We start from the raw sequence: 16,262 nt of genomic DNA on the forward strand, positions 1-16,262 counted from the left end.
CCGGAGAGGAAGGGCTTCCTCGTCACCTTCAAGATCGAGGAAGGCCAGCAGTACCGCATCGGCTCGATCGATTTCCGCTCCAGCATTCCCAATTTTGACGCGAGTTCGATGCGCTCTTACTCGCGCGTCAGTATCGGATCGCTCTACAACGTCGAATCGGTCGAGAAGTCGGTCGAGGAGATGCAGATCGAGGCCTCGCGCCGCGGCTATGCCTTCGCCGTGGTCCGCCCGGGCGGCGACCGCAACTTCGAGGCGCACACTGTAGCCATCGTCTTCAACATCGACGAAGGGCCGCGCACCTATATCGAACGTATCAACATCCGTGGCAACACCCGCACGCGCGACTATGTGATCCGGCGCGAGTTCGACATCTCCGAGGGTGACGCCTACAACCGCGCGCTGGTCGATCGCGCCGAGCGCCGCCTGAAGAACCTCGACTTCTTCAAGAGCGTCAAGATCTCCACGGAGCCCGGCTCCTCAAGCGACCGCGTGGTCCTGATCGTCGATCTCGAGGAGAAGTCGACCGGTGACTTCTCGATATCCGGCGGCTACTCCACGACCGACGGCGCGCTGGCCGAAGTCTCGATCTCCGAGCGCAACCTGCTCGGCCGCGGGCTCTACGGCAAGGCGTCCGTCAGCTACGGCCAGTATTCGCGCGGGATATCGCTGTCCTTCGTCGAGCCCTATCTGCTCGATTACCGGATGGCGCTCGGAATGGACGTTTACTGGCGCCAGCAATTGGCGAACAGCTACACGAGCTACGGCGTGACGACGCTGGGTTTCTCTCCGCGCGTCGGTATCGCGCTACGGGAAGATCTCACGCTCCAGCTGCGCTACTCGCTCTATCAGCAGAGCATCACGCTCGCCAGCGCATATAACAATTGCAACAACAACGCATCCAATACGTCGCTGGCCTACAACCCGACGCCTGCGTACATCAAGAGCGTTCTGGGCGGTGTGGATCCGACCAATTCCACCGGTTCAGGGGTCTATGGATACGGTTGCTACGGCGACGGCGAGTCGAGCCTGCCGGTCCGAAAGGAGCTGGCGAACGGAGCGACATGGACTTCGGCGATCGGCTATACGCTGAGCTACAACACGCTCGACAATACCAAGAACCCGACCGACGGCCTGTTGATCGACTTCCGGCAGGACTTTGCCGGGGTCGGCGGCGACGTGACCTATCTGAAGAGCGCGATGGATGCCAAGTACTACGCGCCCCTCGTGTCCGAGATCGTCGGCGTGATTCATCTTCAGGGTGGCATCCTCAACAAGATCGGTGACCAGGATCTGCGCATGCTCGACCACTTCCAGATGGGTCCGAACCTCGTGCGCGGCTTCGCCTCCAACGGGATCGGGCCGCGCGATATCACCTATGCAAGCCTTGGCGCCAGCGGTGATGCGCTCGGCGGTACGAAGTACTGGGGTGCGTCCATGGAGTTGCAGATGCCGTTCTGGTTCCTGCCAAAGGAGGTCGGCCTGAAGGGCGCAGTCTACGCCGATGCCGGCTCGCTCTGGGGTTACCAGGGACCGACCTCCTGGTCGGCCACGGGCGAAGTCAATACCAAGGCCTGCCCAACCTGCGGGCTGCAATATGACGACGGCAATGTGGTGCGTTCGTCGGTCGGCGTCGGCCTGATCTGGGCCTCGCCGTTCGGACCGCTGCGCTTCGACTACGCCGTGCCAATCACGAAGGGCAAATACGACACCGTCCAGGAATTCAGGTTTGGCGGCGGCACGTCGTTCTAGCGAGACGCCGGGCGAGAAAGCCATGCGCCACGATGCATTTGGTCCATCCTGACGCATGCGCTCGCTCATGACGCAGGTGACTACGCCAGCCCCAGGCCGCCATCGACTGCGATCACCTGGCCCGTCGTCCATGCGGAGGCCGGGCCGGCAAGCCGCACGATCCATTCGGCGACGTCCTCGGGGACACCGCGCCGCCCAAGCGGTATGCGCGCGCGTTCCTGCTCCTTGACTGCGGCGGCCTGCTGTGCGGACAGCCCCAGCATGCCGGTCAGCGCGCCCGATTCCGTCGGGCCCGCCGCAATCGCATTCACCCGCACGCCGAGTGGTGCAAGCTCGAGCGCCCAGCAACGGGTGAGGTGCTCCAAGGCCGCCTTGCTGGCGGCATAGTGGGACAAGCCGGCCGCCGGCCTGTGGCCGAAGGTGCTCGAGACATTGACGATCGTGCCTTGCGTTGCCTTCAAGTGCGGCAGCGCGGCCGAGGCGAGCAGGCTCGGGCCGAGCGCATTCACAGAGAAGATGTCCGTGATCCGTTCGGCTGTCACATCCGCCAGCGGAAGGATCGCGCCCGCGCCCGCATTGTTGACCAAGACATCGACACGGCCCCAGAGATCAATGGCTTTGCCGACCGTGTGCCTTGCGTCCTCGGCGGAGGCAGCATCCGCAACCAGACCCACGATGTTCTCATGCTCGGCGATCGTCTCCTCGATGGGGCCGGGGCGACGGCCGGTGATGAGCACCTTGTCGCCTTGCCTGGCGAAACGCAACGCCGCTGCCCGTCCGATTCCGGAGCTGCCGCCCGTCACGATGATGACCTTTGCACTCTGCACGTTCGATCTCCTGTGGCCTGGTTGGTGTTGCGTCCGCTATTGCGCGGTCCAGCCGCCGTCGACGGAGATCGCCGTGCCCGTGATCTGGTCCGCTGCAGCCGAGCACAGGAACGCAACCGTGCCGCCGAGCTGCGCCGGCGAGACGAAATCGAGGGATGGCTGCTTTTCGGCGAGCAGGGACTTGAGAGCTTCCTTCTGGCTGATGTTCTTCTGCGCGGCGATGTCGTCGATCTGTTTCTCGACCAGCGGCGTTCGCACCCAGCCGGGGCAGACCGCGTTGCAGGTCACGCCGCTTCCGGCGGTCTCGAGGCCAACCACCTTTGTCAGGCCGACCAGCCCGTGCTTGGCCGCGACATAGGCGGCCTTGTGGGTGGACGCGACGAGGCCATGGGCGGATGCGATGTTGACGATGCGTCCCCAGCGCTGCCTCTTCATCTGCGGCACCGCTGCCGCAATGCCGTGGAACGCGGCCGACAGGTTTATGTCCAGGATCGCGTGCCACTTGGCGGCGGGGAACTCCTCGACCGGCGCAGTGAACTGGATGCCGGCATTGTTCACGAGAATATCGAGCCGTCCGAACGTCTCGACCGTTGCGGTGATCAATCCGCGGACGGCCTCCGCCTTCGACATGTCGGCGCCGTTATAGATCACACGCACGCCGTGGTCGCGCTCGATGCCCTTGTGGATCGCTTCGATCTCGCTGGTGTTGCCAAAACCGTTCAGCACAATGTCGGCGCCGAGCCGCGCCAGCTCCCTGGCGATTCCGAGCCCAATACCGCTAGTCGAACCGGTGACGACGGCTGTCTTGCCCTTCAACATGGGAATTCCTTTCGATGATCTGAGAATTGAGATTCGTTGCCGCTCAATCGCGGCGATGGACGTCGTGGGTGACGATGCCGAGCTCGAGGGGCGGCGGATCCAGCCGCCGTGGGTCGGCCAGCGTGCGGCGGATGTCGTCGAGGCCGCTCTGCCAGTGCGCGCGCATCGCGTTCAGTCCGAACTCGTAGTCGCGGGAATGGCCCTCGTGGATCTTGGTCTGGTAGATCAGATGGACGATGTTGTAGGAGCGATGGCGGGCCATCTCGGCGATGGCGCGGATCTCCGGATCCTGCATGGCGCTCTCCGGAAGTTTCTCGATCGTCTTCCGCAGGGCCTGACGCAACGTCTGCATCCGCAGCGCGTGGTCGGTGACGGCGCGCGTGCGGCTCGAATACTGGATGTCCTTCTGTCGGCTCGACACTTCCATCATGTCGTAGGGAACGCGGCCACGGGCCGACCAGAGGTCGATCTGGAACGTCAGTGTGTCGCGCGGCTCGCCGGACAGTACGCGGGAGAGAGGCGTGTTCGAGACCACGCCACCATCCCAATAGTGCTCGCCTTCGATCTCGACGGCGGGAAATCCCGGCGGCAGGGCGCCGGACGCCGTGAAATGCTTCGGACCGAGCCTTCGCTGCGCGGTGTCGAAATAGGTCAGATTGCCGGTGCGGACATTGACCGCGCCGACGCTGACGCGTACCTCGCCCGAGTTCAGCCGGTCGAAGTCGACGAGCCGTTCCAGCGTCTGGTGCAATGGCGCGGTGTCGTAGAAGCTCGTCGCTGCATCGCCTGAAAACGGCGACAAGAACGGCGGCGGGAAGCGCGGCTTGAAGAAGCCGGGCTGGCCCTGGAACAGTGCCCGCATCGCGGCAAACGCATTGTGCGCCGAGCGCATGTCGAAGGCGAAGGGCAGAGCGTTGGCAAGTCCCTCGCCGGCGGGCCATTCGACCGGAGTCGCACAGATGCTCTCCCAGAACTTGCGCAGCCGATCGACGCGCTCCGCCTCCGGCGAGCCCGCGATGATGGCGGCATTGAGCGCGCCGATGGAAATGCCGGCCAGCCAGTTCGGCCGGATGCCGGCTTCGTGCAGGCCCTCATAGACGCCCGCCTGATAGGCTCCGAGTGCACCGCCGCCCTGCAATACCAGGGCGACGACGTCGTATGGCAGTGGCTTGGTCATTTGCGAGGTGGACTGCATCGGCTCGCGCATCACGTTCAACATGTCCAGAACTCCCGATATTGTGGCCGGCGAGTCAGCCGGCGCTCGTTTCCAGCACGGACTTGCGTCGCGGTGCTGCTTCGCCCGGCGAGAGATAGTCGTGGACCACGGTGCCGAGCCCGAGGGTCAGGTCGGCGATGACGTGCTTGGCCGACAGCACTTTCAGCACCGGCAGCTCGGCGACCGGCGCGAGCGCATGCGAAAACAGGTCCAGGGCTGCGGGCCCCGTCCACGCGCCCTTCACGGTGATGTCCTCGCAGTTGTAGCGCACCAGCTCGCAGATGCGCGCCGAGCCGTCGACATGCGGGATGATCTTGAGCAGGAAGTTGGGCGCGGCGAGCTTCTTGGCCTCAGCGGCGGCATCGAGGGCGCGGTGCTTGTAGCCCATGGTGCCGGTCGCGATCCGCACCGAACCGTAGTTCAGCGTACCGACCAGAGTATCGATCTCGACGGCGAGCTTCGGCTGCGCGAGCTTCTTGGGAAAGCCCCACAGCTCGCGCCCTCCCGCGATCGGCGGATGATCGTTGAGAAACATCTGGTGGACGAAGCTGCCGGTCTGGCCCTGGTAGCTCACCGGAATGACCTGACCGCTCTCGGTGTAGTCGCCGAAGCCGGTCGAATCCGGCATGCGGATGAACTCGTAGTTCACCACGGGCTCGGTGAGCGCGAGTGGCTCCGGTACGATCCGCCGCAGCGCTTCGGCGTTGGTCAGGTACTGGATGATGAAATATTCGCGGTTGATGAAGCGATAGGGGCCGGGTGGAAAGGCCGGATTGGTCAGCGGCATGGCGAACGCCGCTGAGCGCACGGTTTCGTATTTCATCGTGGTCGATCTCCAGGGCAATTTAAGGTGAGCGGGCCGTGCTTCGGCGCGGGAAGCGCGGCCCGTTTCGGTCTAGTGGAAGAAGCCAGTCACATCAGTCACACGCTCCGGATCGGCCGAGGCCAGCGCGGCGGCACGCTCGGCTTTCGGCGGATAGATCCAGACGGTGTTGATCTCCCGCTTGGTCTTCTTGGCGACGTCGTTGACCATCGTCACCTCGCGTTCCCAGCCGCGCGTGAACAGCGCGCCAGCTTCGCCGAGGTCGAGGCAGGTGACGTAACCCTTCTGGTGGTAGGGTTTGGTTGGAACACCGAGCAGCTCGGCGGCGGCATTATTGCCGGCGAAGGCGCCCATCCGCGTCGCGTGCTGGCACGACATCAGCGCGTAGTTGCCGTTACCGTCGCATGAGGCGCGCGCCGCATCGCCGGTGGCGAAGACGCCGGCCACCGACGGCACGCGCAGCTCGCGGTCGACCAGCAGCCGGCCGAAATTGTCGCGCTCGGCGGGGACCTGCGCGGTGAGCGGCGCCGCGCGGATACCGGCGGCCCAGATCACGGTCGCAGCTTCGATGTGCTCGCCGCTGGACAGCGTGACGCCGGACTTGTCGAGCGAGGCGACGCCGGCACCGAGCCTGGTCTCCACGCCGAGCTTGCGCAGCGCGTCCTCGATAATGGGGCGGGGGCCAGCACCCATATCGGGTGCGATCGCCTCGTTGCGGTCAACGATGATGACGCGTGGCTTGGCCTCCTTGCCGAGGATGGCACGCAGGCGCGACGGCATCTCGGTCGCCGCCTCGATGCCGGTGAAGCCACCGCCGGCAACCACGACCGTGTCGCGCGCCTTCGATGCTGGACGGCTCGGCAAGCTGTGCAGGTGCCGGTCGAGAGCGATTGCGTCGTCGAGCTGATCGACACTGAAGCCGTGCTCGGCAAGGCCTGGAATGTTGGGACGGAACAGCCGGCTGCCAGTGGCGACGACCAGCCGGTCATAGGCGAGCTGCTTCTTCGCGCCCTTGGCGGCGACGATGTTCACCACCTTGGATTTGGTATCGATCGTCTCGGCGCTGCCTTGCACATAGTCGACGTCGATGGCTTTGAGGACGTTCAGAAGTGGCGCCGTCAGGGTCTCCGGCTTCGGCTCGTAGAGACGCGGGCGAACCACCAGCGTCGGCTCCGGTGATACCAGCGCAATCTCGAGAGTCTCCGGCGAAGCACCCTGGATGTCGCGCAGGCGGGCGGCGGAGAGGGCGGCGTACATGCCGGCGAAGCCGGCGCCGATGATGACTATTCGCATGTAGATTACTCCTTGGTTGGGATCATTGCGGTGAAGGCGTGAGCTACACGATCACGAATTTGAGCAGGTCGGCGTTGATGATGTCGGGGTGTGTCGTGCAGACGCCGTGCGGCAGCAGGTCGTAGACCTTGAGGGTGCTGCGCTTCAGGAGCCTCGCCGACAGGGGTGCCGAGTCGGCGACGGGTACGATCTGGTCGTCGCCACCGTGCAGGACGAGCGTCGGCACGGTGATGTTCTTCAGATCCTCGTTGAAGTCGGTCTCGGAGAAGGCCTTGATGCCGTCGTAATGCGCATTGGCTGCGCCCATCATGCCCTGGCGCCACCAGTTCCAGATCACGGCCTGCGATGGCTCTGCGCCCGGGCGGTTGTAGCCGTAGAAAGGACCGCTCGCGAAATCGAAATAGAACTGCGACCTGTTGGCGGCGAGCTGCCGGCGCAGACCATCGAAGACCTCGATGGGCAGGCCACCGGGATTGGCCTCCGTCTTCAGCATCAAGGGCGGCACGGCGCTGATCAGCACCAGCTTGGCGACGCGATCCCTGCCATGGCGTGCGACGTAGCGCGCGGCCTCGCCGCCGCCCGTGGAATGGCCGATATGAATGGCGTTGCGAAGGTCGAGATGCTCAACGAGCGCTGCGACGTCGGCCGCGTAGTGGTCCATGTCATGCCCGTCGCTGACCTGGCTCGAGCGGCCGTGACCGCGGCGATCGTGAGCGATGACGCGATAGCCCTTGCCGAGGAAGTAGAGCATCTGGGCATCCCAGTCGTCAGAGCTCAGCGGCCAGCCGTGGTGAAACACGATTGGCTGAGCGGACTTGGGTCCCCAGTCCTTGTAGAAGATCCGCACGCCATCGCTGGTGGTAACCGAGGTCATGGGACCGGTCCTCTCAGTGAGGAGGAGCGCGGCCTTCGGCTCCTTGCCCGCCGCCGAGGTGGAGCGGACGGCCATCGAAGCCGCGTACATGAGCGTGGTCGCGAGCACTTTTCGCCGCGAGGTGTTTGCGAGCCGGCTGACGGAGTTGATCCAGGGCATTTGAGCATTTCCGTTTCATTGCAGTGAACGCGGTGAAAACTACCGAACCGGATGTGCCGCTGCGCCAGCGCGATTGACGCGATTGCAGCGCGATTGCTGCTAACGCATGCGCTTGCGCCAATCGCTCGGCGCTTCGCCGGTCAATTTCCTGAACGCCGCCGCGAACGCGGTTTGCGAGGAATAGCCAAGGGCGGCTGCAATTGAGACCACCGATGCGTCGGTGTCGCGCAGCATGTTCATGGCCTGCTCAAGCTGGTGCTGGCGCAGCCAGGCATGGGGTGAAAGCCCGGTACTGTCCTTGAACGCGCGGCAGAAGTGGAAGCGCGATAGCCCGGCCTCCGACGCGAGAGCCGCGAGCGAGACGTCCGCAGCGCCGTCCGAACGCAGGCGTTCGATCGCGCGAAGAAGCGTCTTCGGCGCCAGCCCGCCCCTGACTGGCCGGATCGTGCTAGGCGCGCCGGTGTGCGCAGCCAGGAGGCGTGTGGCCAGGAGGTCTATCAGCTGCTGCCTGAACAACGTATCCAGGGCCTCGTTGCCCTCCAGGACATCCGCCGCGCTCAGGAGCAGCCTGGATGTAACGGGGTCGGGATGTGCCGTTCGCTCCAGGAGATCGGTCGATGCGGCTGTGCCGGCTTCGTCGGCAATGCGCTTCAGCGTTGCCTGAGGAAGATAGAGCTGAACGACATCAACAGGTTTCGGAATGTCCCATCGGGAGCTTGATCCTTCCGGAATGATTATCACAACCCCCGGGCGAAACGTTCCAATCGCAACCGATTTTCCCGATCGCCGCTCCATGCGCTGGGTCGAGCCGTTGTAGGCCATGATGACGTGGTGGCTCATGGGCTCGACGACGTCGTGCAATGGTTCATGCTTCCAGTGGGCGATCCCGGCACCGGAGGGGTCCAATGCCATGCGAAATGGCGCGGTCCCGAGCACACGAGCCATCTCCACATCGGCACGACGCCGGTCGTCGGCCGGTAGGTCGTTCGTCTCCGACACGGCGGAAAGATGCTCCGAGGAATCGCGCAAGTTGGGCTTGCTCATGGACGTATGCTCGCGTTGGCGCCAGGTCAGAACCAATGAGGCGCAACACTGCTGCCTCAGTGCTCGCAACGATGACGGCAAGCGCCGCCTGACGGAATCGTGCAGCAGGTCTGGTCCGGCTGATTCGGGGAATAGATTGACCTGTACCTTGGGATAGTCACATGGGAGCGCGTCATCGACGGCCGGCTCCCCTATCGCGTGGGGCGGCGTGGAGCCAAATGCCGTCGACGCAGTGATCCACACGAGTTGAGAGGCTCAATACGCAGTCAGCCCTAGCAGTCCGAATTGATAGGAACTGTGAACTGAAACGCCGCACCTTTTGGTACGTCTGCGATCGCCCACAATCGTCCTCCGTGATCCTCAACGATCGACCGGCAGATGGATAGTCCCATCCCTAAGCCGCTCGACTTCGTCGTGTAAAATGCCTCGAAGGCTCGCTCGATAGTACCTTCTGATAGACCCGGGCCGGTGTCTCGCACCGTAACGAGAACACAGTCAGCTTCGGCCTGGGTGCTGATGTGCAATTCCCGGGGATCGTCGCTCATTTGGCTCATCGCCTCGACGGCATTTACGATCAAGTTCAGCATCACCTGTTGAATCTGGACCCGACTGCCTTGAACGACGGGTAAACCCTCTTCCAGTTGAGTTCGCACTTGAACGCCGTTCTTCGCGACCTCCCCGCGCGTCAGCCCGATAACTCCCGAAATGGCTTCATTAATCTCCAAGCGGTCCTTTCGCATTGGCTCCTTCCTAACCAACGCGTGCGTCCGGTCGACAACTTCACTGACCCGCATGCCGTTCAGCACCGCGCGGTCTATTGCCGTTTTCGCTCTCTCAACATCTGGAGGCTGGCGAGTGAGGAAGCGCTGAGCTGTTTGGGTATTCAGGAGCGTGGCCGTGATCGGCTGCTTGACCTCATGCGTAATAGACGCCGTAAGCTGGCCCAAAGTTGCGAGGCGATTGGCGTGGGCTAATTCCATCTGCATGTTGCGAAATCGCCGCTCGCTCTCACGCGCTTCTGTTTCTGCCCGCTTACGCTCGGTTAAATCGAGCACAAATGCGACACCCTGGCCCTCTATCCCTTCGAGGCTCGCGATGCCGATCAATACTGGAATACGGTTGCCGTCCTTCCGGATGTACTCCTTTTCAAAGGGCTGCACGGCTCCCTTGTTCTTCAGCTCGGACATCGCCAGCGCGTAGTGATCGCGCCATTCAGGGGGCGTCATGTCAGCCCAGCTCACGCGACCGGACAGGAGATCGCGCTGATCGTAACCAACCATGCGGAGAAACTCGCTATTGGCATCGAGAATCTGACCCTCCACATTCCAGATGATGATGCCGATGATGTTGGCATCGACGAGGCGGCGAATTTTCGCCTCGCGTTGTTCGATCTCTCGTTGCATGGTGGCAATGGTTCTCAAGTCTGCCTGCAACACGTCACGCCACTGCAATAACAGTCTGAGATAGAGCTCGCTGTATTCGTTGCTTTTCCTGTCGAGAACACAGATCGTTCCAAACATCTCGCCATCGGGCCAAGTAATCGGCACGCCGAGGTAAGAGATCATGCCTAGTTTGATGTCAGGGTTTGATTTCCACGCCTCATCTTGCAGAGCGTCCGGGACGATCAATGGTTGGCGGGTGTTCATTACAGTCTCACAATAGAGGCCCGTATCGAGACACGCGACCTCGTCCGGTTCGTAAGGATTTCCTTTTGTCACGCTGGAAACGAAGACTTTGATATTTGGCGGCTCTACCCTCATGATCAATGCGGAGGGAACGCCTAGAATTTCGGCCAGAAGATCTACGATCTCCTGCCATTTTTGCATGACTTCCGCGGGTACCTGCATAGTGTTGAGCATGTCAGTCCACGGGGCTGGCCATCAGAAGCCTCTCATTCGGCGTCAGATCGAAAGGCAGTCCGCCTCAGGGCGGACTGCAGATGCTGAAGCAGTACTTCAGTTTCTATCGGCTTGGTCAGATAAGCATGGGCGCCGCATCGTATGGCGCGCGACCGGGTCGCCGGATTGGTGTCGGCCGTGATGACGATCAGCGGCATGGTGGAACCAATGCTCCGCTGGTGCCGCAGCAGATCGATTCCGCTGAGGCCCGGCATGCTCACGTCGGTGATCAGGCAATCAAAACGATCCGGTTCGAATTCGGCCATGAAGGCCTCCGCTCGATCAAATGTGCGACACGCGACGTCCATCGCCCGAAGAAGTTCGGAAAGAGCCTCTCGCACAGCTTCGTCGTCGTCTACGATGGCAACTAGGGGCATTCTGGACAAGCAGATGTCTTTCGCTGGCATGGCCCAACGACCATCTGCCCATCGGTCACCCGGTTGTACCTATTCTTTGGTGTAGGCCGGCTCCCCTCGATGGTCCGGCGGCAGGGATTCCCAAATCCGGATCAACTCGCCGACGGAGTTTGTCTGGAGCTTCTTGGTCGCATTGCCGCGATGCAGTTTGACCGTGATCTCGCTGATGTTCAGCTCGAAGGCGATCTGCTTGTTGAGCCGGCCCTTGACCACTTCGCGTACGACCTCGCGCTCGCGCGCCGTCAGCTTTGCAAAGAGTTCGACGTTTCGCTTCACGCGTTGCGCGGCCGCTCTTTGCGCGATGTCCTTCTCGATCGCCGCCGCGACGGCGTCAAGAAGGGTCTGATCCCGCACGGGCTTGGTCAGGAAGTCGACGGCTCCCGCCTTCATGGCCTGGACGGTCATGGCAATATCGCCATGGCCGGTGAGGAAGATGATCGGTCTCGTGCTTCCTCTCGCTGTCAGATGCTGCTGGAGATCGAGGCCGCTCGCGCCCGGCATGCGGACGTCGAGGATGAGACAGCCTGGGCGCTCTGGAAGATCGGCACGCAGCAGTTCCTGCGTCGATGCATAGCAGCACGCGTCGATCCCGACGGACAGAAGAAGCTCGCGAAGCGCGCTCCGGATTTCCTCGTCGTCGTCCACGATCAGGACCCGCGGACGATCGGGATTCTCGACAATTGTACTCATGGCGAAGCGGGGTATCTGGCGTGCGGCAAGCGAGCCGACCAGTGTGGTTGTCCCAACCATCGTGACCTCTTTCGATCGCTTCGCCAGCGTGATGTCCTGGTCTCGAAACGGGGCATTCCGAATTCCGGGACCGTTGATTTACGGGTTCTAGGCGGTGCAAGTATCCGCGTCTTTCCTGAAGCTGCGATGCGTTGCCTGATCCTGCTCCGGGGGGCCCGACCCCCGGTCAAATGCGACGCCGGGGCGTATTTTGCCGTGCATTTGTGAAAAGTCGTGATGTGTCCCTCCGGCCCGATCGCGTGTTTGCGAGATTGGCGGGTCGCACAAAACCGCTTTGAAATCGTTGCAAAATTAGCCTGCCCAATCGGCGAGGTATGCTGCGGCGTTCTGCCTCTCGATTCGGGTGCGGACGTGGACAGCGGTTGGCGAATACTCGATAATAAGTTCCTTGAGTTGCAGGACGCTGTGGCCTGCGCTTGGACTTCCACAGAAGGATACATCGATGACACGGGCTGGCGCCTACGGACAGAAGCTCGGGCAGTTCCTGCATCTGAAGGACGCCCCGCCCTCGCTGGTCACGCGTTCGCTGCGCAGCACTGAACTCGCGGTCACCGAGACCCGGAATGACAATCCGGAGCCTGGGCTGTCCGGCTCGCTCACCGCCGAGGACGCATTTCTCGTCAGCCTGAAGCTTCACGATTACCCGGACTGCGAACTCTGGGAGCGTGGCAAATGCATCATGACGGCGGATGTCCATGCGGGAACGACATATTTGTACGACCTCAAGCGCGATCCGCGCTACGTGATCGACAAGCCGTTCCACTCGCTCTTCTTCTACATTCCGCGCTCCGCGCTCGACGGCATCGCCGAACAAACCGGCGCCCCGCGCGTGGACGAGCTCGATTGCCGGATCGGCGTCGGCCATGATGACACCATCGTCCGTCACATCGGCGCTTCGCTGCAGCAGGGGCTGCGCCGGCCGGACGAGGCCAACCAGCTCTTCATCGATCACATGATGCTCGCGCTGACCGCACATGTCGCGCAGACCTATGGCGGGCTCCAGCGCGCCGTCGAGCCGAGCCGCGGCGGTCTTGCGCCATGGCAGGTAAGGCGCGCCTGCGACAGGCTCGAGTCCGATCTCGGCGGCAAGCTCTCATTGCAGGCGATCGCGGCCGAGCTCGGCCTGTCGGTCAGCCATTTTTCGCGCGCATTTCGCATCTCCACCGGACTGCCTCCGCACCAGTGGCTGCTGCAGCAGCGCGTGAAGGCTGCCAAGCAGTTGATGAGCGTGCGCGACCTGCCGTTGTCGGAGATCGCGATATCGGCAGGCTTTGCCAATCAAAGCCATTTTACACGGGTGTTTTCCGCGATGGTCGGCGTCAGCCCCGGCGCGTGGCGCCGCCAAGCGCAGGGTTCCTCGGGCAGCGAGACATGATGCGGGGCGTCCGTTCCGGTCAGCGACGCTTCGCCAGTGAGATGGTGTAGGCGGCGCGGCGCGCTGTGAAAATTTCGTCCGGTGGATGGTCGATGCCGTCGGCGAGATTTGCCGGATTGAAGATGGATGCGTCGCACGCCTCGTCCGCCTCAAAGGCGGTGATGACGATCGTGCCCAGCCGCATCTCTTCGCGATTGTCCTCGTCGGGCCATCGCACGGTCACGTCCATCGTGGGATCGCCGGGACGGTCGAGCAGAGCCATCACGTTGAAGCGGACGTCGCCCGCAGCGACGCGACGCTCCAGGTCGTCGCGCAGGAAGTCGGCCGATTTCGTCTTGGCCTCCTCCTCGGTCAAGGTCACGTCGCCGCCGACCGGAACGACCTTGAACTTGATGAAGCGCGTCTCTCCCTTCGCATTCGTTGCGGGAAAGGAGTGCACGCCCCAATAGGTCGTTGCGGCGAAGCTCGCGGGCAACCGGCGCGCGGCGATGTAATTTGCCTGATTGAGCGTTTCGGGATTGGCAGCGGAGAAGGCCTTGACCTTCTCCATGTCGGGCTTGCCGTCGGAACCGGGAATGCGCGCCTTGAGGAAAGCGAGCATCTGGTCGAGCGTCCTCGCAAAGTGCACCGGAGCGCTTTCGACGAGGATGTCCGAGCGATGCTCGTCGTCGCCAAGCTTGAAGCTGAAGCCGCGCAGAACGAGACTGTTGGTATCCGGCACCTTGGGATTGCCGCCGCCCACCGAGAAGCGCGCCAGCACGCGCGACGGCTTCGTGAAGCTCAGCGATCTCGTGATCTCCGCCGCGCGGTCCGATGGGGTATAGGTGCCGCGTACGCAGCAGCCCTTGGCAAAGCTCGCGCGCACCTTTGGCGGATTGCCGGCGACCGCTTTCAGAGCGTCAACGACCAGCGCAGGCGTCGCTGCGCCGCTTGCGGGCTGAGACATGGCGGTTCCTCGGGATTTGAGTGTTTCGAGGTGTGTTGTAGGTATCATGCACGTTCGTCGTCTTTCCCGAAACGACCATGTTTTGCCGAACTATGCTCACAACGCGACGCCGGAATTTGTCAGCGCATGTGGGCCGCGTGGCAGCTTTTGCCGGGACGTGTTTGCCGGTGTGAAGCGCGTGCCTCCCGCAATTCGCGATAAGCCATTGACGGTGCTGACTCTCCGAATTGGCACGTCTGTTGCTCGCAAGCCAAGCGTTCGCAATGACAGTGGAGTTCCTGCATGAGCATCAGCAGCATCGCCGGCGGAAGCGCAGTCAGCTGGCCTTCTTCCGTCCGTCAGACGAAATCTGCATCGGCAACGACGACGCAAGAGGGTGGCTCGACGCTGGCGCCCGGCATGAACGCCGATGCGCCTTACGACGCGATCAAGGTCGACCTGCCCAACGGCATGTCGATCGGAGTCGTCAGCTTCGGCAACGCCGGCCTCGACAGTGCCACGCTCAAGACCATCGAAGACTTCGTGGAGAGGCTGGCGAGCCAGGACACGTCCGGTCACGCCGATCGGGCGGACGCCGCTTCCGACGCTGGCAACGACGACACCTCCGGTGCAGTCGGATTGGACAAGATCCACGTCGATCTCCCGAACGGGATATCGTTCGAGGTCCGTCATTCCTCCGGCGGCCGGCCGACAGATAGCCCGGCTGTCATGAAGGAGCTCACCGAAACCGCCGAGGAGTTGGCCGAGGCTTTCGCTAGATATTCGCCGGCCTCAAGTGCGGCGGCCGCCTACGCCGCGCAGCAGGTTACGTCATCCAGCCGCACCAACCAGGTCGACACTCAGACCTGAGGTTGGCTCTGGCGTTGCGCTGCGTCCGGGTGTCCCGGTCGTCGCCGACGCCGGATCCGGCGGCGGGGTAGATACAGGTGCCCGGCGACCTCGAAGGTCTGGATCGATTGCCGGCATGGCGCGCAGGCAAAGTGCCGGCACCCTCGTTGCTCCATCGCGCCGCTGCAGGACGGACATTGCGGTTTGTGCCCGTCGATCCCAGTCACATCATCTAATGGATTCGTCTCAGGTGTTGCGCGCGGCTGTGCCGCGTCGACGCTGCGCGTGGCATTGATGGTGGCGCCGAGCTTGCCGGTCTCACTGCGCATGGCTTTCTCACCGGTGTCGCGAGCGCGTCGGTCGCCGAGATGATGGGGTAGCGACGGATCAGTCGTCTCCTGCGCGCGCGGTGGACGTCGCGCCCACACCCACGAAATTCGCCGGCACCGCGTCGATGCCTGCGCTGTCGAGCAATGTGGCGAGCTGTCTGCGGGCATGAAACATGCGCGTCTTGACGGTGCCGCGGGGAACACCCAGGATCTCGCTGACCTCGGCGACCGATCTCTCGTGGTAATAGACGAGGTCTATGACCATGCGATGGGCTGGACACAGCCTGTCGATGCAGGACCGCAACGTGGCGTTCGTCCGCGTTCGGTCGGTGACCGCCTCGGGCGTATCGGACTCGTCGACGATCTCGGGCAGCTCGACATCGTCGATCTTCTCGTGCACGCGTTGCCGCAGATGGCCCAGTGCCTTGAAACGGGCGATCGACAGTAGCCAGGTCGATACGCGCGAGCGGCGCTCGAACGCGCCAGCCGAGCGCCAGACGTCGAGAAAGACCTGGCTGACGAGGTCCTCACAAGTCTCTCGTTCCCGCACCAGTCTCCGCACGAATCTGAATATGCGGACGCGGTGGCGCAGGTAAAGGATCTGCATTGCGAGGGGATCACGCCGAGCGACACGCTCTATGAGCTCGTCATCCGAGGCGTCGTGACTTTGGATCTCCGAGATTGATGAGCGAACTGGCGCTTCGGCTTTCATCACGCCGCCGACGAGGTGAGTCGGATGCAAACGGTCCGGCCCGTCGCAGCGCTGGGGGCGCGCTCTGTCATTCAATGTGCGTTCGGGCGGATCTGCGACTAACCCGTCGGCCTGTCCCTGCAACATTGCAGCCTCCCATCCTTTTCGCCGAGACGCCACGATGCGCTGCAAGGGCTGATCCGAACCATCGTACGAGAGGGTCGA

The 16,262-nt window shown here is 62.9% G+C and carries 15 protein-coding genes; 3 read left to right on the forward strand and 12 right to left on the reverse strand.

Translation table 11 applies throughout. The features are described from left to right. Window positions 1-1,749 (forward strand): BamA/TamA family outer membrane protein (locus tag AYJ54_RS08765; RefSeq protein WP_063698379.1); only part of this gene is annotated, 1,749 nt, incomplete at its 5' end. An 80-nt stretch (window positions 1,750-1,829) separates the two neighbouring features. Here the strand turns inward: AYJ54_RS08765 and AYJ54_RS08770 are convergent. From AYJ54_RS08770 to AYJ54_RS08815, 10 genes are all read right to left on the reverse strand, one after another. Further along, complete coding sequence (locus AYJ54_RS08770; RefSeq protein ID WP_063698381.1) at window positions 1,830-2,576, reverse strand: SDR family NAD(P)-dependent oxidoreductase; 747 nt, start codon at window positions 2,574-2,576, stop codon at window positions 1,830-1,832. A gap of 36 nt (window positions 2,577-2,612) precedes the next feature. Beyond that, entirely contained in the window at window positions 2,613-3,395 is a 783-nt protein-coding gene (locus AYJ54_RS08775; RefSeq protein WP_063698383.1) for a 3-hydroxybutyrate dehydrogenase, read from the reverse strand. A gap of 43 nt (window positions 3,396-3,438) precedes the next feature. Continuing rightward, the gene (locus AYJ54_RS08780) at window positions 3,439-4,614 is read right to left on the reverse strand and encodes a DUF3734 domain-containing protein (protein ID WP_063698385.1); all 1,176 of its coding nucleotides are present in this window, start codon (window positions 4,612-4,614) and stop codon (window positions 3,439-3,441) included. 31 nt (window positions 4,615-4,645) lie between these two features. Next, window positions 4,646-5,434: an acetoacetate decarboxylase gene (locus AYJ54_RS08785; RefSeq protein WP_063698387.1), complete on the reverse strand. Its 789-nt coding sequence runs from the start codon at window positions 5,432-5,434 to the stop codon at window positions 4,646-4,648. Between the two features lie 72 nt (window positions 5,435-5,506). Next, on the reverse strand, window positions 5,507-6,727 hold the full coding sequence (locus AYJ54_RS08790; protein ID WP_063698389.1) for an NAD(P)/FAD-dependent oxidoreductase: 1,221 nt from the start codon (window positions 6,725-6,727) through the stop codon (window positions 5,507-5,509). A gap of 43 nt (window positions 6,728-6,770) precedes the next feature. Beyond that, a complete protein-coding gene (locus AYJ54_RS08795) occupies window positions 6,771-7,601 on the reverse strand; it encodes an alpha/beta fold hydrolase (RefSeq protein ID WP_063698704.1) in 831 nt (276 codons plus the stop codon). Window positions 7,602-7,859: 258 nt separating this feature from the next. After that, entirely contained in the window at window positions 7,860-8,804 is a 945-nt protein-coding gene (locus tag AYJ54_RS08800) for a helix-turn-helix transcriptional regulator (RefSeq protein ID WP_063698391.1), read from the reverse strand. A gap of 272 nt (window positions 8,805-9,076) precedes the next feature. Then, window positions 9,077-10,663: a GAF domain-containing sensor histidine kinase gene (locus AYJ54_RS08805; RefSeq protein WP_063698393.1), complete on the reverse strand. Its 1,587-nt coding sequence runs from the start codon at window positions 10,661-10,663 to the stop codon at window positions 9,077-9,079. A 32-nt stretch (window positions 10,664-10,695) separates the two neighbouring features. After that, window positions 10,696-11,109 carry a response regulator gene (locus AYJ54_RS46945; RefSeq protein WP_201724152.1) on the reverse strand — a complete coding sequence of 138 codons (414 nt, stop codon included), beginning with the start codon at window positions 11,107-11,109 and terminating at the stop codon, window positions 10,696-10,698. A 39-nt stretch (window positions 11,110-11,148) separates the two neighbouring features. Next, the gene (locus AYJ54_RS08815) at window positions 11,149-11,808 is read right to left on the reverse strand and encodes a response regulator transcription factor (protein WP_063698396.1); all 660 of its coding nucleotides are present in this window, start codon (window positions 11,806-11,808) and stop codon (window positions 11,149-11,151) included. A gap of 502 nt (window positions 11,809-12,310) precedes the next feature. On the opposite strand from AYJ54_RS08815, the gene AYJ54_RS08820 reads away from it, so the two are divergent. Then, a complete protein-coding gene (locus tag AYJ54_RS08820) occupies window positions 12,311-13,243 on the forward strand; it encodes a helix-turn-helix domain-containing protein (RefSeq protein ID WP_063698398.1) in 933 nt (310 codons plus the stop codon). A 19-nt stretch (window positions 13,244-13,262) separates the two neighbouring features. Here AYJ54_RS08820 and AYJ54_RS08825 read toward each other — a convergent pair whose 3' ends face one another. Further along, a complete protein-coding gene (locus tag AYJ54_RS08825; RefSeq protein WP_063698400.1) occupies window positions 13,263-14,189 on the reverse strand; it encodes a catalase family peroxidase in 927 nt (308 codons plus the stop codon). Window positions 14,190-14,471: 282 nt separating this feature from the next. On the opposite strand from AYJ54_RS08825, the gene AYJ54_RS08830 reads away from it, so the two are divergent. Then, a complete protein-coding gene (locus AYJ54_RS08830; protein WP_063698402.1) occupies window positions 14,472-15,038 on the forward strand; it encodes a hypothetical protein in 567 nt (188 codons plus the stop codon). 366 nt (window positions 15,039-15,404) lie between these two features. Here AYJ54_RS08830 and AYJ54_RS08835 read toward each other — a convergent pair whose 3' ends face one another. Continuing rightward, the gene (locus AYJ54_RS08835; protein WP_063698404.1) at window positions 15,405-16,058 is read right to left on the reverse strand and encodes a sigma-70 family RNA polymerase sigma factor; all 654 of its coding nucleotides are present in this window, start codon (window positions 16,056-16,058) and stop codon (window positions 15,405-15,407) included. Between the last annotated feature and the right edge of the window lie 204 nt (window positions 16,059-16,262).

This window comes from Bradyrhizobium centrolobii (genome assembly GCF_001641635.1).
Taxonomy (GTDB): Bacteria; Pseudomonadota; Alphaproteobacteria; order Rhizobiales; family Xanthobacteraceae; genus Bradyrhizobium; species Bradyrhizobium centrolobii.